Source organism: Mesorhizobium sp. M2E.F.Ca.ET.209.01.1.1 (assembly GCF_004010375.2).
Classification (GTDB): Bacteria; Pseudomonadota; Alphaproteobacteria; order Rhizobiales; family Rhizobiaceae; genus Mesorhizobium.
The window spans coordinates 442494-466436 of record NZ_SADP02000001.1 but is presented as its reverse complement, the minus strand read 5'-3'; the positions used below and the strand labels follow the sequence as shown (position 1 = coordinate 466436).

At 61.8% G+C, this 23943-nt stretch carries 28 protein-coding genes and 1 pseudogene; 13 read left to right on the top strand and 16 right to left on the bottom strand.

From position 1 onward, the window contains the following. Nucleotides 1–8: 8 nt before the first annotated feature. Nucleotides 9–608 carry a hypothetical protein gene (locus EN852_RS02430; RefSeq protein WP_127874758.1) on the bottom strand — a complete coding sequence of 200 codons (600 nt, stop codon included), beginning with the start codon at nucleotides 606–608 and terminating at the stop codon, nucleotides 9–11. A 14-nt stretch (nucleotides 609–622) separates the two neighbouring features. After that, nucleotides 623–1306 (bottom strand): DUF4142 domain-containing protein, encoded by a 684-nt coding sequence (locus EN852_RS02425; RefSeq protein ID WP_246694150.1) that lies wholly within the window; start codon nucleotides 1304–1306, stop codon nucleotides 623–625. Nucleotides 1307–1815: 509 nt separating this feature from the next. On the opposite strand from EN852_RS02425, the gene EN852_RS02420 reads away from it, so the two are divergent. The 3 genes from EN852_RS02420 to EN852_RS02410 all read left to right on the top strand — a co-directional run bounded on the left by EN852_RS02420 (nucleotide 1816) and on the right by EN852_RS02410 (nucleotide 3942). Further along, nucleotides 1816–2025 carry a hypothetical protein gene (locus tag EN852_RS02420; protein WP_127874756.1) on the top strand — a complete coding sequence of 70 codons (210 nt, stop codon included), beginning with the start codon at nucleotides 1816–1818 and terminating at the stop codon, nucleotides 2023–2025. Nucleotides 2026–2037: 12 nt separating this feature from the next. Further along, nucleotides 2038–2634: an isochorismatase family cysteine hydrolase gene (locus tag EN852_RS02415; protein ID WP_281407770.1), complete on the top strand. Its 597-nt coding sequence runs from the start codon at nucleotides 2038–2040 to the stop codon at nucleotides 2632–2634. A gap of 399 nt (nucleotides 2635–3033) precedes the next feature. Then, nucleotides 3034–3942 carry a hypothetical protein gene (locus EN852_RS02410; protein WP_246694149.1) on the top strand — a complete coding sequence of 303 codons (909 nt, stop codon included), beginning with the start codon at nucleotides 3034–3036 and terminating at the stop codon, nucleotides 3940–3942. A gap of 48 nt (nucleotides 3943–3990) precedes the next feature. On the opposite strand, the gene EN852_RS02405 is transcribed toward EN852_RS02410, so the two are convergent. Beyond that, a complete protein-coding gene (locus EN852_RS02405) occupies nucleotides 3991–5073 on the bottom strand; it encodes an HWE histidine kinase domain-containing protein (protein ID WP_127874755.1) in 1083 nt (360 codons plus the stop codon). After that, nucleotides 5073–5816, bottom strand: a complete 744-nt coding sequence (locus tag EN852_RS02400; RefSeq protein WP_127874754.1) for a Crp/Fnr family transcriptional regulator — start codon at nucleotides 5814–5816, stop codon at nucleotides 5073–5075. The genes EN852_RS02405 and EN852_RS02400 overlap by 1 nt, the downstream gene beginning before the upstream one ends. 109 nt (nucleotides 5817–5925) lie before the next feature. Here EN852_RS02400 and EN852_RS02395 point away from each other — a divergent pair, with 109 nt between their 5' ends. After that, nucleotides 5926–6312, top strand: coding sequence for a response regulator (locus EN852_RS02395; protein ID WP_246694148.1), 387 nt, complete (start codon nucleotides 5926–5928; stop codon nucleotides 6310–6312). 7 nt (nucleotides 6313–6319) lie between these two features. Here the strand turns inward: EN852_RS02395 and EN852_RS02390 are convergent, their stop codons facing one another. After that, nucleotides 6320–6538, bottom strand: a complete 219-nt coding sequence (locus EN852_RS02390; RefSeq protein WP_127874753.1) for a hypothetical protein — start codon at nucleotides 6536–6538, stop codon at nucleotides 6320–6322. Nucleotides 6539–6912: 374 nt separating this feature from the next. On the opposite strand from EN852_RS02390, the gene EN852_RS02385 reads away from it, so the two are divergent. Then, nucleotides 6913–7122: a hypothetical protein gene (locus tag EN852_RS02385; RefSeq protein ID WP_127874752.1), complete on the top strand. Its 210-nt coding sequence runs from the start codon at nucleotides 6913–6915 to the stop codon at nucleotides 7120–7122. Nucleotides 7123–7350: 228 nt separating this feature from the next. Here the strand turns inward: EN852_RS02385 and EN852_RS02380 are convergent, their stop codons facing one another. After that, entirely contained in the window at nucleotides 7351–7749 is a 399-nt protein-coding gene (locus EN852_RS02380) for a gamma-glutamylcyclotransferase family protein (protein ID WP_246694147.1), read from the bottom strand. 264 nt (nucleotides 7750–8013) lie between these two features. On the opposite strand from EN852_RS02380, the gene EN852_RS40710 reads away from it, so the two are divergent. From EN852_RS40710 to EN852_RS02370, 3 genes are all read left to right on the top strand, one after another. After that, nucleotides 8014–8175, top strand: a complete 162-nt coding sequence (locus EN852_RS40710; protein ID WP_189545663.1) for a hypothetical protein — start codon at nucleotides 8014–8016, stop codon at nucleotides 8173–8175. 119 nt (nucleotides 8176–8294) lie between these two features. After that, nucleotides 8295–9101: a nucleotidyltransferase gene (locus EN852_RS02375; protein ID WP_127874942.1), complete on the top strand. Its 807-nt coding sequence runs from the start codon at nucleotides 8295–8297 to the stop codon at nucleotides 9099–9101. Next, complete coding sequence (locus EN852_RS02370) at nucleotides 9094–9843, top strand: metallophosphoesterase (RefSeq protein WP_127874750.1); 750 nt, start codon at nucleotides 9094–9096, stop codon at nucleotides 9841–9843. The genes EN852_RS02375 and EN852_RS02370 overlap by 8 nt, the downstream gene beginning before the upstream one ends. Nucleotides 9844–9846: 3 nt before the next feature. Here the strand turns inward: EN852_RS02370 and EN852_RS02365 are convergent, their stop codons facing one another. Next, nucleotides 9847–10128 carry a hypothetical protein gene (locus EN852_RS02365; protein ID WP_246694146.1) on the bottom strand — a complete coding sequence of 94 codons (282 nt, stop codon included), beginning with the start codon at nucleotides 10126–10128 and terminating at the stop codon, nucleotides 9847–9849. Nucleotides 10129–10271: 143 nt separating this feature from the next. Here EN852_RS02365 and EN852_RS02360 point away from each other — a divergent pair, with 143 nt between their 5' ends. Next, nucleotides 10272–11483 carry an FAD-binding oxidoreductase gene (locus tag EN852_RS02360; protein WP_127874749.1) on the top strand — a complete coding sequence of 404 codons (1212 nt, stop codon included), beginning with the start codon at nucleotides 10272–10274 and terminating at the stop codon, nucleotides 11481–11483. Nucleotides 11484–11511: 28 nt separating this feature from the next. Here the strand turns inward: EN852_RS02360 and EN852_RS02355 are convergent, their stop codons facing one another. The 3 genes from EN852_RS02355 to EN852_RS02345 are packed head-to-tail and all read right to left on the bottom strand — an operon-like array spanning nucleotide 11512 to nucleotide 13441. Beyond that, complete coding sequence (locus tag EN852_RS02355; protein WP_127874748.1) at nucleotides 11512–12525, bottom strand: ATP-dependent DNA ligase; 1014 nt, start codon at nucleotides 12523–12525, stop codon at nucleotides 11512–11514. Then, a complete protein-coding gene (locus EN852_RS02350) occupies nucleotides 12519–12968 on the bottom strand; it encodes a GFA family protein (protein ID WP_246694144.1) in 450 nt (149 codons plus the stop codon). The genes EN852_RS02355 and EN852_RS02350 overlap by 7 nt, the downstream gene beginning before the upstream one ends. A 29-nt stretch (nucleotides 12969–12997) precedes the next feature. Then, nucleotides 12998–13441, bottom strand: coding sequence for a PPC domain-containing DNA-binding protein (locus EN852_RS02345; RefSeq protein ID WP_127874747.1), 444 nt, complete (start codon nucleotides 13439–13441; stop codon nucleotides 12998–13000). 204 nt (nucleotides 13442–13645) lie between these two features. Between EN852_RS02345 and EN852_RS02340 the strand changes: the two genes are divergently transcribed. From EN852_RS02340 to EN852_RS02330, 3 genes are read left to right on the top strand one after another with little or no spacing between them, the layout of a single operon-like run. Further along, nucleotides 13646–14266, top strand: coding sequence for a (2Fe-2S)-binding protein (locus EN852_RS02340; protein ID WP_127874746.1), 621 nt, complete (start codon nucleotides 13646–13648; stop codon nucleotides 14264–14266). A 1-nt stretch (nucleotide 14267) separates the two neighbouring features. After that, entirely contained in the window at nucleotides 14268–15290 is a 1023-nt protein-coding gene (locus EN852_RS02335) for a xanthine dehydrogenase family protein subunit M (RefSeq protein WP_127874745.1), read from the top strand. 2 nt (nucleotides 15291–15292) lie between these two features. After that, entirely contained in the window at nucleotides 15293–17572 is a 2280-nt protein-coding gene (locus EN852_RS02330; protein ID WP_127864139.1) for a xanthine dehydrogenase family protein molybdopterin-binding subunit, read from the top strand. An 82-nt stretch (nucleotides 17573–17654) separates the two neighbouring features. Here the strand turns inward: EN852_RS02330 and EN852_RS02325 are convergent, their stop codons facing one another. Next, on the bottom strand, nucleotides 17655–18278 hold the full coding sequence (locus tag EN852_RS02325) for an NAD(P)H-dependent oxidoreductase (protein WP_127874744.1): 624 nt from the start codon (nucleotides 18276–18278) through the stop codon (nucleotides 17655–17657). 867 nt (nucleotides 18279–19145) lie between these two features. Between EN852_RS02325 and EN852_RS02320 the strand changes: the two genes are divergently transcribed. Continuing rightward, complete coding sequence (locus EN852_RS02320) at nucleotides 19146–20021, top strand: SDR family oxidoreductase (RefSeq protein ID WP_246693043.1); 876 nt, start codon at nucleotides 19146–19148, stop codon at nucleotides 20019–20021. A 345-nt stretch (nucleotides 20022–20366) separates the two neighbouring features. Here EN852_RS02320 and xth read toward each other — a convergent pair. The 5 genes and pseudogenes from xth to EN852_RS02290 all read right to left on the bottom strand — a co-directional run bounded on the left by xth (nucleotide 20367) and on the right by EN852_RS02290 (nucleotide 23768). Beyond that, a pseudogene (xth, locus tag EN852_RS02310) lies at nucleotides 20367–21132 on the bottom strand (exodeoxyribonuclease III). Between the two features lie 92 nt (nucleotides 21133–21224). Beyond that, nucleotides 21225–21830 (bottom strand): general stress protein, encoded by a 606-nt coding sequence (locus EN852_RS02305; RefSeq protein WP_127864142.1) that lies wholly within the window; start codon nucleotides 21828–21830, stop codon nucleotides 21225–21227. 24 nt (nucleotides 21831–21854) lie between these two features. Next, complete coding sequence (locus tag EN852_RS02300; protein ID WP_127864808.1) at nucleotides 21855–22604, bottom strand: DUF4142 domain-containing protein; 750 nt, start codon at nucleotides 22602–22604, stop codon at nucleotides 21855–21857. Between the two features lie 181 nt (nucleotides 22605–22785). After that, a complete protein-coding gene (locus EN852_RS02295; RefSeq protein WP_127864143.1) occupies nucleotides 22786–23151 on the bottom strand; it encodes a VOC family protein in 366 nt (121 codons plus the stop codon). Between the two features lie 53 nt (nucleotides 23152–23204). Then, nucleotides 23205–23768, bottom strand: a complete 564-nt coding sequence (locus EN852_RS02290; protein ID WP_127864809.1) for a DUF1003 domain-containing protein — start codon at nucleotides 23766–23768, stop codon at nucleotides 23205–23207. Nucleotides 23769–23943: the final 175 nt, after the last annotated feature.

Sequence of the window (23943 nt, the reverse complement as noted above, 5' to 3'; positions counted from 1 at the left end):
GACGACGCTCATGCTTGCCGCCGTCGCGCGGCCTCGCGCTCGACATCGTCAGCCGAATAATCGCGGGCAGCCGGATCGAATTCTGCCCACCCGTCCGCTTGGTATTCGCTGCGGCGGTCGGCGATGTTGACCGACGCGGAGCTGCGGAGAACTTCACCGGCTTCCGAGGCGAGGTCGTCCTCGACGCGAGCCGTCACCAGCGTGCCGCCGCGGCGGACGCCTTCGGCATAGACATGCGCGTCTTGCTCCGGCACGCCGGCGTTGGTCAGGCCGCCGATAATGCCGCCGGCCGCGCCGCCGACAACCGCTCCGGCGACGGCCCCCGCGGCTGTTGCCGCCAGCCAGCCGGCCGCGACCACCGGCCCGACGCCCGGTATCGCCATAGCGCCAAGGCCCGTCGCCAGGCCGCCGGCGCCGCCCACGACCGCGCCGATGCCGGCGCCGCTGGCGGCATCCTCGGCTGCGGGGGATTGCGTGTTTCGGTACCAGCCGCGAGCATTGTTGGCCATGATGCTGATGTCGGACGACGGAACGCCGATGGACTCCAGCGCGCCTACGGCGTCAGCGGCTTCGTCATAGTCGTCGAACAGGGCGGTGATCGTTTGCATGTCGGTTCTCCTGTCTATTGTTGGCCGGCAAAGACGTTGCCCTGGTAGTCGAGGGCTACGGAGGTGCCCTTGCCATCCTTCGTCGCTTGGCCGCGCCAGATGCCCTGTTCGTCCTTGGCGAGCGCGGAGACGTCCGCATAGCCGGCATCCTGAATGCGCGTCTTCGCCTGCGCTTCCGTGAAGCTGTTTGCGCCGGGGACCGGAGCGGGTGGCTTGGGCGTCGATGCCGATTTGACCGCCGGCATGCTCGCCCTGGCGGCGGCGATCTTCTCGATCATGTCCTGATGCATCTTCAGTGTCGGCAGCGTCTCCGTCGCGAAGGATTTGAGGGCCGGATTGTCTCCATCCTTGGCATAAGCCTCGAACAGGCCAACCGCGTCCGCATGCGCCTTGCGCTGCATCTCGATGTAAGGCTGGTCCAGCGAGGCTGTCGTGCTCTGCAGCCGTTCCAGATCGCTCTTATGCTCGGCATCGGATTGCGTCGGCACCTGCAGCTTCTGCTCGCCGGCGATCTTCTGCAATTTGGCGTTCGCGGCGCCGTGATCGGCGATCATCCGCTTGGCGAAATCCGTGATCTGCTGATCCTTCGCATTGTCCTGCGCAATCTTGCTCGAATCCACTTCGAACATCCCGCCGATTGCAGCCTTGTTGACGAAGGTCTGGGCGTCATCGGCCGCGAAGGCCGGAAGGGCGAGCATCAATAAGGCAGTCGCCGATGGGATAAGGGATATCCGCATGCTCATGGGGCAAGGCTCCTTTGTCTTGGTGGCACCGAACCACCATTCCGGCCCTTTGTTCCCCAAGGACCTCGTTTCCTTGGCCTGAAAAAAATCGTCCGGCCGTGGCTGGCGGATGTCGATTGGGTCCACTTGGTGCCAAAGGTGCTTGGATGGCGAGTCAGGGAGCGTCAGTCGCAAGGTTGACTCTGCCTCCGGCGAGCTTGGAGAGCGGGGCGTCGGCTATCCTTCCTCCCTGGTCTCGCCCTTATCGATGAAGCCAACGATCGCAACAGACCTCGCGGCGAGGCGACTCATTCAAAGAATCTTCTTCTGCGGAGCGGCCGAAAACATCATTTGTTATTGTGGCTTGGCAAATCGAGGCCGGTCAGCGCGAGCGCTTATCGAAAAACGTGGCAAGCGGCCACTTTAATGGAACGGGGAACTTTAATCGGAGTTTAGCGGCAGACAACGCGATGGAGAAATCCAACATGGAATACACTGCCGAGAATCTTTGTCCTGAAATCGCCGAACGCGAACGGTGTGCGGCGATGGCCGAGGCGCAAGCGAGGGAGTTCGAACGCATCAAGATGTATCCGGTGGCACGCGCGATGCGTGCCTTGGCTTGTCGCATCAAGGGGTCCAGCCTGACGCCGGGTTTCGACACGCGAACTGCTTCTCGCGATATCGCCGCGATTTGAGGGTCATATGCTTTGACCGCGCTCTCACCGATTTCGGCGAAAGCCGTCCATATTTGCGTGGACATGCAGCAGATGTTCACGCCGCCGTGGCCATGGGCGGTCGATTGGCTGCCCGTGATCCTGCCACAAGTTCAGAGGCTGGTGCGCAAGCGACCGGAAGCCACGATCTTCACCAGGTTCATCCCCGCGCGAAATCCGGGCGAGGGCCACGGCCAATGGAAACAATATTATGAGCATTGGGCGGACATGACGATCGCAAGGGCCGGCAAGGAGGCGGTCGACCTTCTGCCCGAGCTTGCCGTCCATATCCCGCCGGCGCGCGTGTTCGACAAGCCGATCTATTCACCGTGGCTGAGCGGCGAACTGGCTGGTGTGCTTCAGTCCGAAGGCGTCGAGGAAGTCATCGTCAGCGGCGGTGAGGCCGATATGTGCGTTTTGGCGACCCTGCTCGGCTCCATCGATCTGGGCTATCGAACCATCCTCGCGGAGGACGCCATCTGCAGCGCGTCCGATGAGGCCTATGAGAACATCCTGAAGCTCTTCACCAAGCGGTACTCCCACCATGTCGAGGTCGCGCCGGTGGAGGCAATTCTCGAATGCTGGCGATAGCGGAGAGGCGGCGCCCCCGACCAGCGGACTGCTTTTGTTCGGAACATCTCGCTACTTTCTTAGTTTGATCGGCGCCGGCGCGTTCCGCGTCCCGAATGCGCCGTCTTGGGCGTCAGGCGTCCTATCGAAAGGCTCGCCCGTTCACCCCCTTTTGCGGGCGAGCCTTCCGTCGGTCCAAGATTTGCGAGCCGTGATGGCGTTCGCGTCAGGCCCTGAGTTTAACAGCTGATTGAAAGACGTAGTTCAGGCGGAACGAAAGCGAGATCCGGGAATTAGGTACAAGCATTAGAACATTACTTGCAGGAGGACGAAATGGGACGAGGTATTCTGCTCTGGCTGCTTGGCGTTCCGATTCCGATCATCATCCTTTTGATGCTTTTCGCACGTTAGGAGCCGACGATGACCGACGCCACAATGGACGAACCCGCGACGATTGAGACATCATCCTCCGCGGTCAACTGGGGACCAATCGTGGCCGGCGCTTTCGCGGCGGCCACTTTGACCGTCGTCCTTATGCTTGTCGGTTCCGGACTCGGTTTGGCGATGATGTCGTCATGGGGTAGCTCTACCCTGACGACATTTGCGGTGTCGACCGCGGTCTGGCTGGTTATCGTGCAATGGCTGTCATCTGCGTTGGGCGGCTACGTCGCCGGGCGGCTTCGCACGAAGTGGGTCAACGTGCACACCGACGAGGTGTATTTCCGCGACACCGCGCATGGATTCCTGGCCTGGGCGCTGGCCACGCTGCTCGTGGCCACGGTCCTCGGCTCGGCGGTCTCCGGAATTGCCGGGACGGGCGCCCAGGCGACGACTGGTTTGCTGAGCGGCGCGGCCGCCGGTGCGGCTTCGCAAGCGTCGTCAGCGCGAACGCCGTCCGCCAATGATCTCACCGGCTATTTCGTGGACGCGCTCTTCCGGCCGGCCGGCAACACGGCCGCGCCTACAGCGGCGGCAACGCCTCAGAACAACGCGGACACCGCAGCGCAGGCAGCGCGCATACTAACAATCAGCGCTGCGAACGGCGAAATGAGCCCGGAAGACAAGGCGTATCTAGCCCAACTCGTCGCATCCCGCACTGGCCTCCCTCAGGCTGAGGCGCAGAAGCGGGTCGACCAGGTTCTGGCGCAGGTCGAGGATGCCAAGAACAAAGCCAAGGCCGCCGCCGACAAAGCCCGCAAGGCGAGCGCTACCGCTGCACTGGTTGGCGCGCTGTCGCTGGTGATCGGCGCGTTCATCGCTGCAGTCGCCGGAGTGCTTGGGGGCCGCCAAAGAGACGAGGACGAGGCGGGCTATTTGCGGAGCAACTGACACTCACTGCGACGTTTAAGTGCGCCGCAATTGCCCATTCCCGATCGCTTACCGCTGCCGAGGGATAAGGGCGCGAAGCGGGATGGCAGCCGTGAAATTGAGACCGCTCGGAGCGAACCGCAACTCCACCGTCGCTCCGAGCTCATAAGGTAAGGTCCGCTCGAGCACCTCGAATCCGAAGCCGCGCCGTTCGGTCTGTGTTAGATCGTCAACACCGCTCTCAGCCCATACGAAGCGAAGCAGATCTTCCTCCAAACGCCATCCGATGTCGATGCGGCCACTCCGGCTCGAGCTTGCAAGCGCGCCGTATTTCAACGCGTTCGTTGCCAATTCGTGGATGGCCAGGCCCATCGTCTCGGCGGCCTTGGGGGCGAGCGCCAACGGCGGGCCCTCGATCGTCAGGTTGTCGCCCTCGCGGCCCCCGGCAGCGAGCAATTCGTCGGCGGCTATCGATACCAGGTTGATCTCGATCGACGGATGGCGTGTGATCGCCACCTGCACGCGGGCGAAAGCGTTGATGCGACCTTCCAGGTGAGCCGCGGCTTCGTCAAGGGATTCGCTTTTCTCCATCGTACGCCGCACGATCGAGCGGATCACGGCCAGCGTGTTGCGCATATGGTGCTGCAATCCGGCGAAGCGAGCCTGCTGCTGTTCCTCAGCTTCCTTCTGGCGCGTGATGTCCTGGCCGACGCTCCCGATATGAGCGACCTTTCCCGCCTCGTCGCGCATCGGAAAGCCGGAATCGCGCAGCCAGCGTATCTCGTTGTCGGCTGGCCGGCATATTCGATATTCGAAGGTTGCACGTTCGCCGTCGCGTATGCGCTCGATCTGGCCCAGCACATGCTCGCGATCCTCGGGCACCATAAGGTCGATCCAGGTGGCGAAGTTGTCGCCGGCCAAGGCCTTTTGGCGGCTCATCCCGTAAATGGCGTCGAAGGCGGGCGCCAGGTATTCCCACTGCAGCGTGTCTGCATTGCGGACCCAGAGCACGTCGGAAGTGGCGTCCGCGAAACCGCGCAGGATCTCTCCGCTTTCGCTCCGGCGGTCCTCGGCACGCGCGCGCCCGTGCAGTGCTGCTTTGACATCTGCCGGACCGGGTTCAAGCGGCTTGTTGGGCGGGTCCTTGGACATCACTCCTCGTTGGCATCGAGATGCCTGCCCTCGCGATCGAGATGCAGATAATTGGGATTGAACAGCGCGACGTCCTGCAATGCCTGGAGATTGGGAATGGTCAGCGTCCTGTCCTTCAGCACGATGAGGTTCGAAGCGCGCAGTTCCTGCAGCGTACGATTGACGTGAACCGTTGACATGCCCAGCGTCTCGCCCAGTTCCGTCTGCGTCAACGGAAATTCGCAACTGCTGTCGCTTGTGCAGCCGGCGGCCTCGAGCCGGATGAACAGCTCACACAACAGATGCGCCATCCGCTCGAGCGCATCGCGCTGGCCGAGGTTGACCGTCCACTCGCGCTGGATCGCCGCCGCGACCAGCGTCTCCCACCACAGCGCCTGAGTGATGCGCGGGTGCCCGATCATCATCTCGTCGAAGGCGGCGCGCGAAATCTCTGAGACCGAGACCGGCGTGATCGCGCCGATCGAATGGTCCATTTCCTTAAGGATGAAGACGTTGAGATCGCACAGATCACCGGGGAGGAAGAAAGCAATGATCTGCCGGCGTCCGTCTTCGAGGGTCTTATAGCGGCAGGCCCAGCCCTCGTTGATAAGATTGATGAATTCAGGCTTCTCGCCTTCGTGGATGATGTCTTCTCGCGCGGCGAAGCGCCGGACACGTTGCGCCGCAATTCTGACCAGCATCTCCTTGTCGGCCTGCGAAAGCCGCGTGAATTTCTCAAGCTTGCGGATCAGAGGTCGCCTCATCCCAGTCCTCTTGATCCCGTGATACACATAATGATGCGGCAGCGACCTTACCTATGTTAATGTAAGGCTGCGTAAGACGTTTCAAATGGCTGCCTTCGGGAGGCTTGCCATGGACGAGAAAGTCGCCGGCGCTCGTGTTCTGGTCATGGAAGACGAGTATTTTCTGGCTGAGGATATCACAAAAGCCGTCTCGGGGCTTGGTCTGACGGTCATCGGTCCCTTCGCGACCAGCGATCAGGCCTTGAATTCCCTTGACCTGGATTGCGTCGATGCCGCCATACTTGACCTCGATCTGGCTGGCGCCATCGACTTTGCCGTGGCGGACGCGCTCCTGGACAGGCGGATTCCATTTGTGTTCGCGACCGGCTACGACGCCGCCACCATTCCCCCACGCTTTGCTGAGATTCGCAGGTTCGAAAAACCTTGCGACGCAACGGAACTGGCGCGCCGCCTTCTGGAGATGACGCGCAAGTCGCTGCCGATCGATAGTGGTTGATACCAGACTAGGCGGTCATCAAATCGAAGCTCACGGCATGGCCGTGCTTGACCGCCGATCGCGCGATCATGTTGCTCAATTGAGGGCTCTCAACCGCGCAGTCCGGCATCACCGTCAGGATCGCTCTGGTCGCCGCGGCCACGGACACCGGAGATCGGTGAGGGGACCGCGTTTCCATATAGTGGTCGATGAGTTCGTTCAGACGAACAGGATGATATTTGATCACGCCGCAACCTCCCTAAGCCGCGCTCTTGTCGTTCTTTCAGTTGATAATTGCGCCCTGGCTCGCGGCCACGCATTAACCCATGAAAAAGAGACGAAAATTTTTATGAGCTTCGGAGCGGCCAGGACCCGATCCGGAAGAAAGGGCCCGCCTCGTCTGGGGGTAGAGTGAGGCGGACCCTCCGGCTCTCTTTGATTGCTACCATCTCGTAAGCCAGGGCCGAAATTTATCCGAGCCTGGAAAGAGTCGCTTTAACCTGCGTTATTGTCGGGGACCTGCCCCGGGGCGCAGATATCTTGAGCATCACCCGGCGGACCCGCTTGACTGGTGCCTGGGATAGCTCGTGAGGCGCTCAGCCAAGCAACAAGAAGAACAAAATGGTCACCGCTCCCAATGGCTATGACTTTTCCGATATCAAGGCTGTTGCGCGCGAGCTCTTGCGGTCCGATCCGTCCGTGCCGATAGAGGACATAGTCCGGTCGCTTTACGAAGATCTCTACGAAGGCGAGCCCTGCCCGCCGGCGTTGATTGAAGCCGTCAAGCAAGCGTTGCACCACCCGGCCAGCGGGCAAACAGATCAGCCGTGATCGCTGTCTTGATGCGTTCGGAGCGCGTGATCGCTTTGCCGCTGACCGTTTCGCCCAAAACAGGAGCGCGCAATTGCCGCTGCCATCAACAACCTATGTTAAGGCAGCGGCGCCATCCTTGTGCAACATAGGCTGGCCTTTGTCCCCTCACTTAGGCTAGGCCCGGCCTGGACTCCTGTGTCTCGGACGAAATCGCAGGCCGGGCTTTGCTATGCGGCCGGCAGGATCCTACAGGGTGAAGCGCCGATCCTCATAGCGATCGAGCAATCCGGAGTGGATCGGATCAGCAAGGCTGCGTGACTTCATGTAGGCATGTGCCAGCGTGCCTGGCCCGCCCGCGAGAGGTTCGACCTCAACCAGAATGCGAAAGTTCCCCGGCTTGCCAACAGACTCAATACTATCGAGCTTCGCCAGAGCGCGTTCATCCAGGGCATAGAGCTCGCCGCTGACATGAAGACCGCTTCCGGGCTCATTGAACATCATTGGAGCGATGCGTGGTCCTGCTATCAGCATCGGATATCGCTTTTTGGTCCGATAGGGACCGATAAATCGCGCACCGGACAGGCCTTCATCGTGGAGCGGAAAGCCTCTTTTCAAAGTGCCGAACACGAACACGTTCTCAGCCAATGGTCGACTCGACATTCTCAATGATCGGGTTTTGACCGCGGGATCTTGCTTTGATCTCCAACCCTTGCACCGCCACTATGTTCCAGCGCGGCAGAACACGGCGTCAGGGTTCCGAGCTTGGTCGATATGGCCTGCCGATCCGACCCAAGCCGCTACAACCCCGTAACGCCGTTCCGACTGCGGAACATTTGACCCTTTCACCGGTTAGCGCCACCAGCGCCTCTGCTTGCGGGAGCACAGCCTTCGATCCGGGAAGGAAGATCAATGTCAGGCACCGTCTTGTGGTTCATCGTCGTCGCGGGCGGTCCGCTCATTCTCTTGCTCGTGATCGTCTACGTTCTCCTCACCCGCCGTCGCCGCGGACCGGCGGAGCGGCGCGAGAGCGACCGGGCGGTCGAACGCCTGTACCAGAAGGAAGACGACTAGCGCGTCTGTCCTGGCGAAAGCTCGTCACAAAAAGCCTGACGTAGGGCGCGGAACAACGCCGGATTACCGCTGTTTATCGAAACATGGGAATGAAGATCAAAAGCCGGAGCAAACGGTTGATGGCCAATGAAGAGTTGCCGGGAGTGCTGGCGACGCTGCCGGTGATCGATGCAAAGGCGGAGCCGACGCTGAAGAGCGCGGAGGCGGAAGCGTTCTACACGCATGCGATCCGCGAGCTAGCCGCCACCGACATTCCGTTTCTGGTTGCCGGAACCTATGCCGTCAGCGCCTATACCGGCGTCGTTCGCCAGACCAAGGACCTGGATATCTTCTGCAAGCCCGGCGATTGCCCACGCATCCTTACCCATTTCAAGGATATCGGCTACGCCGTCGAGATCAAGGACGACCGCTGGCTGGGCAAGGTCTTCGAGGGCGCACATTTCTTCGACGTGATCTTTGCTTCCGCCAACGGGACCATGCACGTCGAGGACCAGTGGCTGGAGCATGCCCGCCAGGTCGAGCTGCTGGGGAGCCGGGTCAGGATCATCGGCCCGACCGAACTTATCTGGTCGAAATGCTTCATCCAGGACAGGGGCCGGCATGACGGCGCCGACATCGCCCATACCATCCTCAAGGCGCATGAGCAGATCGACTGGCAAAGATTGCTGTCCTATCTCGACACCCACTGGGAGGTGCTCTTGATGCAGTTGCTGAACTTCAGATGGATCTATCCCAGCGAACGCGACCACATCCCCGACTGGTTGCTTGACGATCTGCTCGACCGCCTCGCCAGGCAGCGGCGATTGCCTTCGCCGCGGATGAAGATCTGCCGCGGCAGGCTTTTGTCGCAGGTCGACTACGAGGTCGACGTCAAGGAATGGGGCTTCGCCGGCGTCGGCGGCGTTGGAGAATTCCGCGATGGCTGAACAAAGCAGAACAGGCCGCAAAGCGAGCGGCAACGGCAAGGTCAAGATCGCCGCGATGGGCGATCTGCATGTTCAGGAAGATGCGCAGACGTCCTACCGTGACCTGTTCGGCGAGGTTTCTCGAGAAGCAGACGTCCTGGTGCTCACCGGCGATCTCACCAATCTCGGTAAGCCGAGGGAGGCCGAGCTCCTCGCGGAGGATTTGCGCGCCTGCTCCATTCCCGTGGTAGCGGTGCTCGGCAACCACGATTACGAATCCGGCTGCGTCGACCAGGTCGCGGCGACGCTCCGTCAGGCAGGCGTCTATCTCCTCGATGGGCAAGCGACGGAGCTGATGGAAGTCGGCTTTGTCGGCGTCAAGGGTTTTGTCGGCGGCTTCGGCTCGAGGATGCTTGGCTCTTTCGGCGAGCCGGCGATCAAGGCCATGGTGGCCGAGAGCGTCAACGAGGCGATGCGGCTCGAGAACGCCATGCGGCAGGTCCGCGCCAAGCGCACGCTGGTGGTGCTTCACTATGCGCCGATCGCGGAGACGGTCGCCGGCGAGCCGCCGGAAATCTTTCCGTTCCTCGGATCGTCGCGGCTTGCCGAAACGATCGACCGGTTCAAGGTGAGCGCGGTCGTGCACGGCCACGCCCATCGTGGCAGCTTCGAAGGCCAGACCCCCGGCGGCGCCAAAGTCTACAACGTCGCCATGCACATCACGAAGCCGACGGGCCGGCCCTACGCGCTGCTCGAAATCTGAACGTTAGACCTCGTCGAACCGGCTGCCTTCCTTGGAAGGGTCTTTCGACAGGACACGCTCCTCTTCATCGTCGGGCAAGGCTTCGTCGCTGTCCTGGAAGGGGTTGTCGTCATCCTCTTCCGGAAGGTCGCCTTTGGCTTCGGCATCATCCTGCGGGTCACCGTTCACGGCGACGCTGTCAGGCAGGATTCTGCCTCCCTCCAGAGCATCCCAGTCCTGCTGTTCGATGGTCGGCGCTTCGGTTTCGTCGGTCTTTGCAGGCCGCTGTTTGTCGCGCGGGTCCATGACGTTCTCCATTTCTGAGCTTCAAGTGAAGAACCTCTCGCCGAAACAGTTGTTCCGCTTCATATCCAAGCACGGATGGTTGGCGCGGCTGCCCGGGAACAGCACTGCGCCTTGTGACTTATCGTGCCGAACCGGGAACTTTCATGCCTCGCCAGCTCGATCTCAGAAGCGGCAAACCTGTCTGGTCTGCCTATCGCTCGCCCGCGGTGCCGGTGGAACGCCTGACCCGGGATGCAAAGACCGATGTCCTGATCGTCGGCATGGGCATCAGCGGCGCGATGATGGCCGAAGCTTTGACACGCGACGGCCATTCCGTGATTTGCATCGACAGGCGTGGGCCGTTGAAGGGCTCGACGGCCGCGACGACGGCGCTCGTCGAGTTCGAGATCGATCAACCGCTGACAAGGCTGTCCAGGATGATTGGAGGCGATGCGGCGCGGCAGGCCTGGATCCGCTCGCGGCTGTCGCTGCTCAACCTGCGCGGGCGCATCGCGGAACTCGATATCCGCTGCCGGTCGTCGGAAACGCCGTCGCTTTACCTGGCCGGCCATCGGCTCGATGCGACGGAGCTGCGCCGCGAGGCGGAAGCGCGTCGTGAGGCGGGCATCGGAGCGTCCTTCCTGGCACGAAAGAAGCTGAGAGAAGATTTCGGGATAGACCGCGCCGCAGCGATTCTGAGCCATGGCAATCTGGCGCTCGACCCACGCAGATTGACGGCCGTACTGCTTATGAGGGCGTTGCAACGCAAAGCGCGTTTCTATGCGCCGGCGGAAGCGATCGCGATCGAAGATACCCGCCTCGGCGTGACGGTGGCGACGCGCCACGGTCCGAGGATCCATGCTCGCCATCTTGTCGTTGCGACCGGCTACGAGCTGCTCGATATCGTGCCGAGGACCGGCCATCGCATCATCTCGACATGGGCGATTGCCACCCGGCCACAGCCGGAGAAGATCTGGCCGCTCGCCGCGCTGATCTGGGAAGCTTCGGACCCTTATCTCTATCTCAGGGCGACATCCGATGGTCGCGTGATCTGCGGCGGCGAAGACGAGGAGTTCACCGACGAGGAGAGGCGTGACGCCCTGATTGCGCAAAAGACGGACCGCCTTGAGGAGAAGCTCGGGACGATCTTCCCGCAACTCGACACGGTGGCGGAATTCGCCTGGACCGGCTCGTTCGGAGCCACCGATACCGGGCTTCCGATAATCGGCAGTGTGCCCGGCCACCCGCGCATACATGCGGTGATGGGCTACGGCGGAAACGGAATCACGTTTTCACAGATCGCGTCCGAGATCGTCTCGGCTTCCATCGCCGGCAAGGAGGATGCAGATGCAAGCCGCTTCGCGTTCAAGAGATGAGCCTCCATGCTGTCTTCAATAGATTAGGCTACGCGATCTGCTCGAACGTGCACTGCCGCGGCGCCTTGTCCGGCCGCCAGCGCAGCAACCTTGTGCCATGCCGGAAGCGTTCACCGGTGACATGGTCGAAACGAACCTCGACGACCAGGTCCGGCTTCACGGGCTCCCATTCACCGCTGCGCTCCGTGCTCCAGCGGCTCGGACCGCCCGGCGCCTTGCCGGTGAAGCCCGGCCCTCCGCGCAAGGCCTCGAGCTTCGCCGTGAGCGCCGCGCGGTCTTCATTGGCGATGGTCGATGTGAAGCCGACATGATCGAGCTGCCCATTGTCGTTGTAGAGGCCGAGAAGAAGCGATCCGACCTGCCGTTTGCCGTTCAGATAGCGGAAGCCGCCGACCACGCAATCGGCGGTGCGCAGCCGCTTGACCTTGACCATCGCGCGTTCGCCCGGCCGATATGGCTCGTCGAGCATCTTGGCGACGACACCATCGGTCGAGCCGTGGCCGGCGCCTTGCAGCCATTGCCGCGCGGTGGCGACATTTGTGGTCGATGGCGACAGCTGGAGGTCGGGATTGGCCGCCTTGGACAGAAAGGCCTCCAAAGCCTCGCGCCGGGCCCGCAGGGGTCGCTCGAGCATGATCTTGCCTCCCGGGGCGACCAGCATGTCGAACAGGATCAGCAGCGCCGGCGTCTCGATGCTGAGCTTGCGGATACGGCTCTCCGCGGGGTGCAGCCGCATCTGCAGCGCGTCGAAGGAAGCGCGGCCGTCGACCTCGATGACGATCTCGCCGTCAATGACGAAATCCTTGGCATCGAGGCTTTGCATCGTTGTTATCAGTTCGGGAAAGTAGCGGCCAAGCGGCTTTCCGGATTTCGCCCTGAGATCGACGACCTTGCCGTTCTTGAAGGCAAGGCAGCGGAAGCCGTCCCATTTCGGCTCGTATTGCCAGGGACCATTTCCCTCCGGCAACGCCTCCGCCGTTCGCGCTTCCATCGGCGGCGTTTCCAATGGCAACGGGAAGTCGCTCCGGTGAGCCGCTACCATCGTTCTTCCGTGTCATGGTGCGGCAGGTCAATGCCGCAGCAAACCCACCCGAGCCGCTGCGAGGAACCGTAATTGTGTCGCGGCTCAAGCCCGGACGGATCGTCAAAGGTCCCGATATGCATCGCGACCTCGTATGGGTTGGCGTCATAGGCAAGGGTAAGCGGCGTGCCGCAAGACTGGCAGAAGCTTCTCCGCGCAATCGGCGAGGAGCGGCGATAGGCTGGTTCCATCGTCAGCCATGAGAGGCTGGCGACAGGCGCCCAGCCAAGCACGGCGAAGGCGCTCCCCGTCGCGCGCCGGCACATATCGCAATGGCAGTAATGCACGCGCGGCTCGCTCGTCAGGCGATAACGGATATTGCCGCACAGGCATCCGCCATATCGCTCGACCGCAGCGTTTCGCGTAAAGACGTCCGGTTCTTCCATCAAGCTTGAACGCTTCATCGAGCATGCGGTTTCGGCAGCGCGAGATTTCACGCGTCGAGATCGATCAGGGCGATGCCGAGGCCCGGTCGTTTCGTGCGCCGCAGATGGACGGGCGACTCCGTCACGGTGACCTCGAGTGTCGGCTTCACGACGCCTTCCAACAGGTGCCCGCCACGGGTGGATCCGTCGCTCAGGCCCAGCACCGCGTGCAAATGCAGGCTTGGCCTGCCGCTGTCATCCACGGCAATGTCGCCGATCGCGCTCAGCACCTCGCACTGCTCGTCGACCGGAATGCTGCGGTAGGATTTCGAGCCGAAATCGAACCAGCCGACCGTTGCTCTTTCGAAAGCGCCGATCGCCGTCAGCGAGGCGCCGGTAATTCCCTTCTGCCCCGCGAAAGCCGTGAGGGAGGCGAAAGCTTCCTCGCCTGGATCGAGCACGACCACGAATATTCTTTGTCCCGGGGTTTCAGTGACCAGCTTCGATTTCATGATGCCCTTCGCATGCAGCGGCGGTTCCTGCGCAAAACTCACGGGCGGGACGCATGTTCCAACCTGCGGCGGAACCTGGAGGCCGATCCATTTCCGGATAGCGAAGTCACGCTTCGGTGAAGTGGCGAAGTCTTTGGCCGGCAATTTGGAACATTGGCTCTTTTGAGAGGTTAGCGCACGAAACCAGCCAGCCAGGAGAGAGCCATGTCACAGCCCTCAGCCCTGTCCACCAATGGTCTCAGCCGAAGAAAGTTCATGGCAGGCACGGTCTCGGCGGCCGCGGCTGCGCCATTGCTGGCTTCACGAGCCGAGGCCGCGACGCCGGTCGCAGCTGAGCCGAAACTGAGGCAGCCGGTCGTAACGTCGCTCAGGATCAACGAGCAGCCCTATGAACTTTCGCTCGACACCCGAACCAGCCTGCTCGACGCCCTCCGCGACCACGCCGGCCTTACCGGCACCAAAAAGGGCTGCGACCACGGCCAGTGCGGCGCCTGCACGGTGCTGGTCGACGGCAAGCGGGTGCTGTCTTGCCTGAGCTTCGCCGTGATGAACGACGGCAAGGACATCACGACGGTCGAAGGGCTCGCCTCCAGCGACGGCAAGCTGCATCCGATGCAGCAGGCCTTCATCGACCACGATGCCTTCCAGTGCGGCTATTGCACGCCGGGCCAGATCCTGTCGGCGATAGGTTGCGTCAATGAAGGTCACGCCGAATCCGAGAATGACATCCGCGAATATATGAGCGGCAATATCTGCCGCTGCGCCGCCTATCCCAACATCGTCGCCGCCATCCTGCAGGCGCGCGACGAGACGAAGGGAGCCTGACATGCGTCCGTTCGTCTATGAACAGCCTGCCGACATCTCCGCGGCGGTCGCGATCGCGTCCCGGTTCACGACCAACGACGATCAACCCACGCGAGCGAATGCGCAGTTCATCGCGGGGGGTACCAACCTTGCCGACTACATGAAACTCGGCGTGGCGGAACCCAACCGCCTGCTTGATCTCAACCGGCTCAAGGAGTCTGGACTGAGGCAAATCCGGGTAACCGATGACGGCATCCGCTTCGGCGCCCTGGTTCGTATGGGCGAGGCTGCCGACCACGCCGAAGTGAAGCGCCGCTACCCGGTCATTGCCGACAGCTTGCGGCTGGCCGCGAGCGGCCAGATCCGCAACATGGCAAGCCTTGCCGGAAACATCCTGCAACGCACGCGCTGCGAATATTTTCGCGAGACGTCCTGGCAATGCAACAAGCGTGTGCCTGGGTCCGGCTGCGCGGCGATGGAAGGCTTCAACCGGCAGCATGCGGTTCTGGGGGGCAGCGATGCGTGCATCGCCACCTACCATGGCGACTTTGCCCAGGCGTTGATCGCACTCGATGCCGTGGTCCATGCCGAGGGATCGCGCGGGGCGCGCAGCATACCGTTCGCCAAACTGCATCGGCAGCCCGGCGACACGCCACATATCGAGACTGATCTCGCCGCCGACGAGATCATCACTGCTATCGAAGTGCCCGCCGTTCCGTGGGCCCGGCGCTCGCTTTACCTGAAAATCCGTGACCGTGAATCCTATGCCTTCGCGCTGGCTTCGGCGGCCGTCGCGCTCGACCTGGACGGCGAGACTGTGCGCGAAGCACGCATTGCGCTCGGCGGTGTGGCGACCGTGCCCTGGCGTGCCGGCGCGGCCGAACAAAGCCTGCAAGGCAAGAAGCTCGACGAGACATCGGCAGAAGCAGCGGCCGACGCCGCCTTCGCCCAAGCCCAACCGCGCCAGCACAACGCATTCAAGATCGAGCTTGGAAAACGAACGCTGGTGCGGGCACTGCTTGAAACCCGAGACATGAAGGCGTGACCATGGACGCTGCCGCTCCCAGACCCAAGGAGAACATGGGCGAACCGCTGCCGCGCGTCGATGCACGGTTGAAAGTCACCGGACAAGCCCACTACCCCGCCGATCTGCCCATCGCCAACATTGCTTATGGCGCGCTGGCCACCAGCAGCATTGCCAAGGGCAAAGTGACGAAGCTTCGTCTCGACGACGCCCGCGCGGTGCCCGGCCTGCTCGACATCGTCACCTATGGCGACATGGACAAGGTCGACAAACCGAAATTCGGCAATTCCGGCGCGACTTCTATCGGACCGCTGCACGACAGGACGATCTTCCATGACGGTCAGATCGTCGCGCTCGCGGTTGCCGAGACATTCGAGGCGGCCGAAGAAGCGGCGCGGCTGATCCGCGCCGAGTACGAGGAAGAGAAGCCGACTGCGACTTTCGACAGCCCGGGGACGGCGACCATCCCTGCCGCCGGAAAGAGCCCTCTGTTCAAGGAAGATGTGAAGGCGGGCGACTTCGATGCGGCCTATGCCGATGCCGCGGTCAAGATCGACCAGCGCTATTCGACACCCACGCAGCATCACAACCCGATCGAGCTGTTTTCAACGACGGCCTTCTGGGAAGGCGACCAGCTGACCGTACACGAGCCGTCGCAGAACGTGACCGGCTGGAAGGTCGAACTGGCCAGGCAGTTGAAGATCGATCCTGCGAAGGTACGCATCGTCAGCCCGTTCATCGGCGGAGCCTTCGGCTCGAAAGGGCCGATGACACCACGCACGGCAATCGTCGCGGTGGCCGCCAAGCGCCTCGGACGTCCGGTGCGCTGCGTGACCAGTCGCATGCAGGCATTCGGCACGCAGACCTACCGGGCCGAAACCCGGCACCGCATCCGCATCGGCGCCGGCAGAGACGGCCACATCACCGCCTTCGCGCATGAAGGCTGGGAAGTGACGTCGCGTCCGGACCCCTATGTCGTCGGCGGCACTTCGGCCACCGGCCGCATGTATGATTATGGCTCGGTTCTGACCCATGTCTCGCTGGTGCAGGCGGACCGCAACACGCCGGGTTACATGCGTTCGCCGCCCGAGACGCCTTATGTCTATGCGCTTGAAAACGCAATGGACGAGATGGCGGTGGCGCTCGGCATGGACCCGGTCGAGTTCCGCCGCATCAATGAACCTAAGACGGAGCCGATCGGCAAGAAGCCGTTCTCCAGTCGTTCGCTGATCCGGTGCTACGACGAGGCGGCGGAGGCCTTCGGATGGGCCAAGCGCGATCCGAAAATCGGCGCGATGCGCGACGGCGAGTGGCTGGTCGGCATGGGCTGCGCGACGGCGATTTACCCCACTGCCGTCGCGCCATGCGCGGCGCGCGTGCGCCTGACGGTCGACGGCGACGTGCGGCTGCAATGCGGTTCGCACGAGATCGGCACAGGCGTTCGCACGGTGGCCGGCCAGATGGCGTCGGAGCGTCTCGGCGTCAGCATCGACAGGATCAGCGTCGAAATGGGCGACAGCAGCCTGCCTCCGGCTCCGGTCTCGGGCGGGTCGATCTCCACGGCAAGCGTTTGTTCTGCGGTGCTCATGGCCTGCGACGCCATCCGTACCAAGCTTTACGCCGCGGCGACCGCGGAAGGCGGTCCGCTGGCCGGCTCCCATAATGAAGAACTCGAGCTTGCCGGCGGAAAGATCGTCGCGAAGAGCGGCGCATCGGCAAAGGTGGAGGACGTTCTGAAAGCAATGCAGGTCGGCGCGATCGAGGAATATGCCGAGTTCGCTCCCAAGGGCGCGACGCCGGATGCGCTGAAGAAACTCTATGCCGGCACGCCCGAATTCCACGGCGGCGACCAGGACGAGGATTCGGTGAAATACGCCTTCGGCGCCGAGTTCGTGGAAGTGCGCATCAACCGCCACACCAGGGAAATCCGCGTGCCGCGCATTGTCGGGGCGTTCGCGGCCGGCCGCATCATGAACACGCGCACCGCGCGCAGCCAGCTGATGGGCGGCATGATCTGGGGCATCGGTCAGGCGCTGCAAGAGGCGACCGAGATCGACAGGCGCTATGCGCGCTATGTAAATCGTGACCTGCAGGACTACCTTGTGCCGGTCAATGCCGACATCAAGGACCTGCAGGTGATCCTGGTTCCGGAAGTGGACCCTGCGGTCAACCCGGCCGGCGTGAAAGGGCTTGGTGAACTCGGCAATGTCGGCACCGCCGCCGCCGTCGCCAGCGCGGTGTACCACGCCACCGGCAAGCGTATCCGCGATCTGCCGATCAGGATCGAGCAGTTGCTCGTTTGAGCGTGGGCCCATCCCCAGGCGAGGTTGCCGGTGGTAGCGCCATAGCCGCGCACGCCATCCATCGGGCGATAAGCGAGCGATATCAATCGCCGGCAGGGACACCGACATAGTTCTGCGTCTTGAAGAGCCCGGCCAGATGGGCAGCGTTGGAGGCCGCCATCTTGATCATGCTGACGACTTTCTCCGGTGTCCCGGGAAGGTCGACGAAGTTGACGTCACCCATCGCTTCTCCGACCCAGTACACGCCGCCATTGGCGGGAACGGTGAACCCGACATCGTTGAGCGCCTGATAGCATTCGGCGTGGCAGTGATGTGCGCCATCCTCATTGCCGACGATCGCGACCAGCGCGACCTTGCCGGCGGCCGGCATGCGTCCGCTGTCGTCGGTCTCGGACAGGAAAGCGTCCATCCGCTCCATCACGCGCTTGGCAACGCTAGACGGCTGTCCCATCCAGATTGGCAAGCCAAGGACAAAGATGTCGGCGGCCAGGATCTTTTGCCGCAGCTTCGGCCAGTCGTCGCCTTCCCCCATATCGGAGAGCACGCCAGGCTTGATGTTGTGGGCGAGCGCACGTGTCGTTTGGCATTCGACGTCATGTGCCGCCAAGGCCTTGGTCAACTCAGCGAGCATCCGATCGGTCGAGGACTCGTCATCGTCCTGAGGCATCTTGAGTGTGCAATTCGAGGCAAAAGCGGTTAGCGGCATCGGACCTTCCCGGCTGAACATGATGACCAACGCGGAGGGCAGACACTGGTTGCCTCTTTCTGCGCAACAGCCAGCCGGAAAGAGTCAGGTGTTTTCATTGGCAAGGTGGGGCGTGGCCAGAATGCCGTTGCGACCTCATGCGCCTCGGGCGTCGGTTCGGTTCCGGTTGGTGGAGTCGAGTTTAGTTGCAGGTTAAGCTATTGAAGATACTAATGAAAACCAAAATGCTGAGGTGTCACAGGCGGCATCCAAGTAAAGAAAATCCTATTTTGCTTTCAGATGCTTAGGGGGTAGGCCAACCGCAGCTGCTACCAACAGAAATACCAGCAAACTATTTCAGTGGATAGGTTCGGTTTCCGAGCAGGGACTGTCGAGATCAAACAACTGCATCTTAGGTAGGACGTGTGGATCGAGCCAGAGGTCTGCTACCTCCTCGATCCTTCGAGGCAGCGCATCGGAGATTGAAACCCTGATCATTTCGGAACTGGCCGAGAGAGCGTCTTTCGAATTAGCGCTAAAGCATTGAATCTATTCTGATTTCTTATCCCTTGTTACCAGTTTGTTACACAGCCGCGGATGACCGCTATGCCTCCCGTCCGCCTATGCGCCCGCTAACCCAAGTCTGCAGAAAAGATGACATGGCGGCGGTCTTTTTTCCTCATCGAGATCGAAAGCAAGGAACTTAATCGACTGGGCTCTGTTCGGGCGCTTCACGCACCCCGGAGAAGCCGAATGACCAAAGACCATCCGCATTCATTGTCACGACGCGAAGTCATGGCTGCAGCAGGAGTCGGAATAGCGGCCGGCGTCGCAGGTCCGGCCAATGCCCAGCAAGCAAGCACCAAACCTCTAGAGAATGGACCCGCCATGCAAGATCCTCGCACCAAGTATCCGAAGCCGCCCTTCGAAGCGCAAACCCAGCCTTGGCCCGGTTTGGCACGAGATATGAAACCCAAACCCGACCATGGGGAAACCAGCTACAAGGGATCGGGTCGGCTTGCCGGAAGAAAGGCCCTGATCACAGGCGGCGATTCCGGAATGGGCCGCGCTGCTGCCATCGCCTATGCACGCGAGGGAGCGGATGTCGCTATCAATTACTATCCTTCCGAAGAGCCTGACGCGAGCGAGGTGATTCAGCTTATCCGCGATGCTGGCAGAACCGGCGTGGCGCTTCCAGGCGATCTCCGTGACGAGGGCTTTTGCCAGAGGCTCGTCGCTGACGCCGTGCAGCAGCTCGGTGGCCTCGATATCGTCGTCTGCAATGCTGGAAGACAGCAGGCGAAGCCATCCATCCTCGACGTCACGAGCGAGGATTTCGATGCCACGATGAAGACCAACATCTACGCGCCGTTCTGGATCATCAAGGCGGCGCTGCCGCATCTGAAGCCTGGTTCCTGTATAATCGGCACGACGTCGGAACAGGCCTACGATCCTTCGCCCGAGCTTTACGACTATGCCCAGACCAAGGCCGCGACAATGAACTACGTCAAGTCGCTGGCGAAGCAGCTCGGCTCCAAGGGCATCCGCGTCAACGGTGTGGCGCCTGGCCCGGTCTGGACGCCGTTGCAGATCAGCGGCGGAGCGTCCGAGGAGAAGTACAAGAAATTTGGCAGCACCACCGCGCTGGAGCGACCGGGCCAGCCGGTGGAACTGGCCTCGATCTACGTGCAGTTGGCCGCCGATGACGCAAGCTTCGCAACCGGAAACATCTACGGGTCGGGCGGAGGTCAGGGACAACCGTAGGCAGATAAACGGGCGGCGCCGAGTTCAGCGCCGCCCAAATCGACGGGCAAGGAGGACCGGGCCATTCCCGGGGCGGGCATCGCGTGTTTGCAATCCCGACGCATCCGGGTTGCGCACCTATGCCTGCGTCCCCGCCCGCCCTATCAGGGCGCCTTCGGAGCGCAATTTCGCGTCCTGTTCATGAGCGGCATCCTGGCCGGTTGGGTCGTGCGACGATATCCGGCCCGATCGCCATATTCGATCGTAACGAACTTTGGCATCGTGAGGACTCCTTTCAGGGTTTGACATAAGGCTTGGGCGACCGCTGCCAAGCAGGCTATCTGCAACTGCGACAGCGCAAAAGGTTCAGCCGATCTCGACCCAGGCGGGGGCGTGATCGCTTGGCTTTTCCCACCCACGAGTCTCGACATCGACACCTGCGGCCAGAATGCCCTTCGCAAGAGACGGGCTTACGAGCAGATGGTCCATCCGCAGGCCGGAGCTTCGGTCGTAGCCGCCGCGATAGGAAAAGTTCCAGTAGGTGTATATGCCCTTGTCCGGATGGATACGGCGCATCGCATCCACCCAGCCCAAGCTCAGCATGTGCGCATAAGCTTTCCTGCTTTCGGGGAAGAGCATCGCCCAGCCAACGCCTGGGTACTGCAGCATCTATCTCAGTGGGCACGACGTTGTAGTCACCACAAAGCACCGTGCGCTCGCCCAACAGCGATCGGCTGTAGGTGATGAGACGCTCGAACCAGCGGAGCTTGTAATCGAACTTGGGCCCTGGCGCGGGATTGCCATTGGGCAGATAGATGCAGCCGACGATGAGACCGTCGATCTCTGCCTCCAGATAGCGGCTGTGCGTGTCATCGGGATCGCCAGGCAAGCCACGGCGGCGTCCGACCGGATCCTTTCCGCGCACCAATATCGCCACCCCGTTGTAGGATTTCTGGCCGTGCCAGATAGCGCCGAAGCCGGCGTCCCGTATTGCCTCGATGGGAAAATTCTCGTCGGACGTTTTCAGCTCCTGGAGGCAGACAACGTCATAATCGGTTTCGCGAAGCCACTTCAGGAGCACGGGGAGTCGGCCGTTCACACCATTGACGTTGAAGGTCGCGATCCGGGTCATCTCCTCAGCTCCGACGTGGGCAATCCAATTGCCGGCGCCTCGCTCGCCCGGCAAAAAAAGACCCCGCCGAGAGTTCGACGGGGCCGCATTTCTTAGAGCGGTGTGGTTCGCCGAACACGATCTCGTTCAGCCTCAATGTCATCATAGGGCTCCGCGGCAGCGTCAAATCCTGTCCATCCCCCGGCCTCGTAAGCGCTACGCCGCTCGTCAAGATTGACGGCACGCTCTCCACGCAGGATCCGTTCAGCCTCGCCGGCAAGCCGATCATCCACTCTGGCAGTCACGAGACTGCCGCCACGGCGCACGCCCTCAGCATAGACATGCGCATCGCGTTCCGAGACGCCGGATTCGGTCAGCGCACCGACGATGCCGCCAGCGGCTCCGCCGACCAGAGCGCCGCCGACCGCGCCGGCAGCCGTCGCAGCGAGCCAACCTGCCGCCACGACGGGCCCGACACCCGGGATGGCCATGATCCCAAGCCCGGTAAGGAGCCCGCCGGCGCCGCCGACGAGCGCTCCCAGGCCAGCGCCGGCGGCGGCATCTTCACCGGCGTCTGAAGTCTCATCCTGTCGATACCGATTGTCGGCATTGTTCGCCACGATGCTGATGTCGTCTCGCGGCACGCCGATCGCTTCCAACTCGCTTACGGCGTTGGCAGCGTCCTGATAGTCATCGAAAAGTCCGGTGACAGTCGTCATTTTTCACTCCATTCGTAATCTTGGTTATTGAGCCCCGGCAACAACGTTGCCTTTGAAATCAAGCGCGACGGCTACCTGCTTTCCGTCTTTCTCGGCGGTGCCGCGCCAGATACCCTGGTCGTCCTTCGTCAGCGCGCTGACATTCGAGAAGCCGGCATCCTGAATGCGCGATTTCGCCTGCGTTTCAGTGAAGCTATTGGCTCCGGGCACCGGGGCGGATGCGTTCTGATCGGTGCCTGTGGCCGCGGGGGCGGTGCTGGTGGTTGTGGTATCGTCGGTTTTGCCGGAGGCGATCTTTTCGACCATCTCCTGATGCATTTTGAGCGTCGGCAGCGTCTGCTGCGCGAATGCCTTGAGATCGGCGTTGTCGCCGTCGGCCGCATAGTCCTGGAACAGTTTGACCGCGTCGGCATGCGCGTCTTGCTGCATCTTCACGTAGGACTGGTCGACCGATCCGTTCGCGGACTTCAGCGCCTCGAGGTCGCTCTTGTGCTTCGCATCGGTGTCCGCGGGAACCTGTAGTTTCTGCTCGCCGGCGATCGACTGCAGCTTGGCGTTAGCCGCGCCATGATCGGTTATCATTTTCTGGGCGAAGTCGTTGACGGCCTGGTCTTTCGCCTTGCCCTGGACGATCTTGCTTGACTCGACTTCGAAGATCCCGCCTTCGGCTGCCTTGTTAACGAAATCCTGTGCCTTCTCGGCGCTGAGCGCCGGCTGGGCAAAACCCAGCGCGACGGCCGTGCAGAGCCCGGCCGATAGCAAACGAAGTTTCATAGATGATGTCCTCCAACGCACTGAATTGTGCCTGGAGGCAAACAGAGGGGCGAAGCGTTTGTTCCAACGCCAATTCGATTTGGTGCTAAGCCGCTGAGCTTCGCATCTACGTCGCGCCTAAGGGGCTGGGAAGATTTCGGTACCGACGGACTCCTGCGCTCACGGGCGCAGAACGCGCAGCTCAATTTTCCGCGACGAAGGTTACGGCCTCGACATTGTGCCCATCCGGGTCGAGCAAGAAAGCTGCAAAGTAATCCGGCGCGTATTGGGTGCGAATGCCAGGCGCGCCGTTATCGCGACCTCCGGAGGCAAGGCCTGCCTCGTAGAACGCGTGTACCATTCCCCGAGAGCCGGCGCGGAACGCCATGTGGATGGGTCCAGGAGGAGGACCGAATGCCCCGATCCAGAGACGACCGGAGTAGCCGCCCAACATGGCCCAGCCCTCGCCAGATTCCAGCACGCCAAGACCGAGAGGTGCCAGCACTGCTTTGTAAAAGGCGAGCGATTTCTCTAAATTCCCGACGTTGAAGCCGATGTGGTCGAACATGCGCCTATCCTCTGATTAGCCCAACTCAGTAACGTTTAGCTTTTGGTGATCTGTCACTCGGGCGGCTGACGGTCGGACACCTCTTCGATCTTGTCCAAGACTGCCTCCGGCGCCACATCGCGCTTGAGTTCCTTGATCTCGTGATCCGCGTCGGTATCTATGTTGAGACGCTTGGCAATCTCCTCCACCAGCTTGATGAGCTTGGTGGTTTCGTGCTCGTTAAGCAGGCTGACCTGCAGATCGAGGTCTGCCCTGGAATTATCCTCCGCGGCCATTCGGTTCTGATTGATGAGCACGAAGGTCGAGAGGAAGATGGCCTCGACCGAGGCGAACATGGCCAGGATGACCAGTGATGGGTCCCAAGGTCTTACGGAGCTCAGGATGCCCACATTGAGGGCGATCCAACCGCCGAAGAAGGCGACGTGTAAGTAGACGAAGACCATGCTTCCGGCGAAGCCGCTGATCGCTGCGGCTGCGCGCTCCTCCAGCGTTGCGGCTTTGGCTTCGCGTTTTCGCCTCTCGATCAGCGCCTCAATGTTTCGCGCCAGGGCAGGGGCGAGGCCTTCTGGCGCCGGCTTGGTTGGCGTGAAATATCTGTTCCTTTTCGACGCGGCCATCCGTCCAATCCAGTCTCTTCGGTCTAGCCAGCCTAACTCGCCGATTGACAATTCGCTCCACGGAGCCTTCTCAGATGGCCGAATGTGGCGAGAATGCTCTTGCTTGCGATCACAGGCGCCGCGCCACACCGGATTGCCTCTCGAACCGGCGTTGTGCTGGGCCCAACCCGGCCTA

Excerpts from the sequence above, each read along its gene's own strand:
- EN852_RS02430 (WP_127874758.1), bottom strand. The coding sequence starts at position 608 with ATGCAAACGATCACCGCCCTGTTCGACGACTATGACGAAGCCGCTGAC.
- EN852_RS02425 (WP_246694150.1), bottom strand. The coding sequence starts at position 1,306 with ATGCTCGCCCTTCCGGCCTTCGCGGCCGATGACGCCCAGACCTTCGTC.
- EN852_RS02420 (WP_127874756.1), top strand. The coding sequence starts at position 1,816 with ATGGAATACACTGCCGAGAATCTTTGTCCTGAAATCGCCGAACGCGAA.
- EN852_RS02410 (WP_246694149.1), top strand. The coding sequence starts at position 3,034 with ATGACCGACGCCACAATGGACGAACCCGCGACGATTGAGACATCATCC.
- EN852_RS02405 (WP_127874755.1), bottom strand. The coding sequence starts at position 5,073 with ATGTCCAAGGACCCGCCCAACAAGCCGCTTGAACCCGGTCCGGCAGAT.
- EN852_RS02400 (WP_127874754.1), bottom strand. The coding sequence starts at position 5,816 with ATGAGGCGACCTCTGATCCGCAAGCTTGAGAAATTCACGCGGCTTTCG.
- EN852_RS02395 (WP_246694148.1), top strand. The coding sequence starts at position 5,926 with ATGGACGAGAAAGTCGCCGGCGCTCGTGTTCTGGTCATGGAAGACGAG.
- EN852_RS02385 (WP_127874752.1), top strand. The coding sequence starts at position 6,913 with ATGGTCACCGCTCCCAATGGCTATGACTTTTCCGATATCAAGGCTGTT.
- EN852_RS40710 (WP_189545663.1), top strand. The coding sequence starts at position 8,014 with ATGTCAGGCACCGTCTTGTGGTTCATCGTCGTCGCGGGCGGTCCGCTC.
- EN852_RS02375 (WP_127874942.1), top strand. The coding sequence starts at position 8,295 with ATGGCCAATGAAGAGTTGCCGGGAGTGCTGGCGACGCTGCCGGTGATC.
- EN852_RS02370 (WP_127874750.1), top strand. The coding sequence starts at position 9,094 with ATGGCTGAACAAAGCAGAACAGGCCGCAAAGCGAGCGGCAACGGCAAG.
- EN852_RS02365 (WP_246694146.1), bottom strand. The coding sequence starts at position 10,128 with ATGGACCCGCGCGACAAACAGCGGCCTGCAAAGACCGACGAAACCGAA.
- EN852_RS02360 (WP_127874749.1), top strand. The coding sequence starts at position 10,272 with ATGCCTCGCCAGCTCGATCTCAGAAGCGGCAAACCTGTCTGGTCTGCC.
- EN852_RS02355 (WP_127874748.1), bottom strand. The coding sequence starts at position 12,525 with ATGGTAGCGGCTCACCGGAGCGACTTCCCGTTGCCATTGGAAACGCCG.
- EN852_RS02350 (WP_246694144.1), bottom strand. The coding sequence starts at position 12,968 with ATGAAGCGTTCAAGCTTGATGGAAGAACCGGACGTCTTTACGCGAAAC.
- EN852_RS02345 (WP_127874747.1), bottom strand. The coding sequence starts at position 13,441 with ATGAAATCGAAGCTGGTCACTGAAACCCCGGGACAAAGAATATTCGTG.
- EN852_RS02340 (WP_127874746.1), top strand. The coding sequence starts at position 13,646 with ATGTCACAGCCCTCAGCCCTGTCCACCAATGGTCTCAGCCGAAGAAAG.
- EN852_RS02335 (WP_127874745.1), top strand. The coding sequence starts at position 14,268 with ATGCGTCCGTTCGTCTATGAACAGCCTGCCGACATCTCCGCGGCGGTC.
- EN852_RS02330 (WP_127864139.1), top strand. The coding sequence starts at position 15,293 with ATGGACGCTGCCGCTCCCAGACCCAAGGAGAACATGGGCGAACCGCTG.
- EN852_RS02325 (WP_127874744.1), bottom strand. The coding sequence starts at position 18,278 with ATGCCGCTAACCGCTTTTGCCTCGAATTGCACACTCAAGATGCCTCAG.
- EN852_RS02320 (WP_246693043.1), top strand. The coding sequence starts at position 19,146 with ATGCAAGATCCTCGCACCAAGTATCCGAAGCCGCCCTTCGAAGCGCAA.
- EN852_RS02305 (WP_127864142.1), bottom strand. The coding sequence starts at position 21,830 with ATGACGACTGTCACCGGACTTTTCGATGACTATCAGGACGCTGCCAAC.
- EN852_RS02300 (WP_127864808.1), bottom strand. The coding sequence starts at position 22,604 with ATGAAACTTCGTTTGCTATCGGCCGGGCTCTGCACGGCCGTCGCGCTG.
- EN852_RS02295 (WP_127864143.1), bottom strand. The coding sequence starts at position 23,151 with ATGTTCGACCACATCGGCTTCAACGTCGGGAATTTAGAGAAATCGCTC.
- EN852_RS02290 (WP_127864809.1), bottom strand. The coding sequence starts at position 23,768 with ATGGCCGCGTCGAAAAGGAACAGATATTTCACGCCAACCAAGCCGGCG.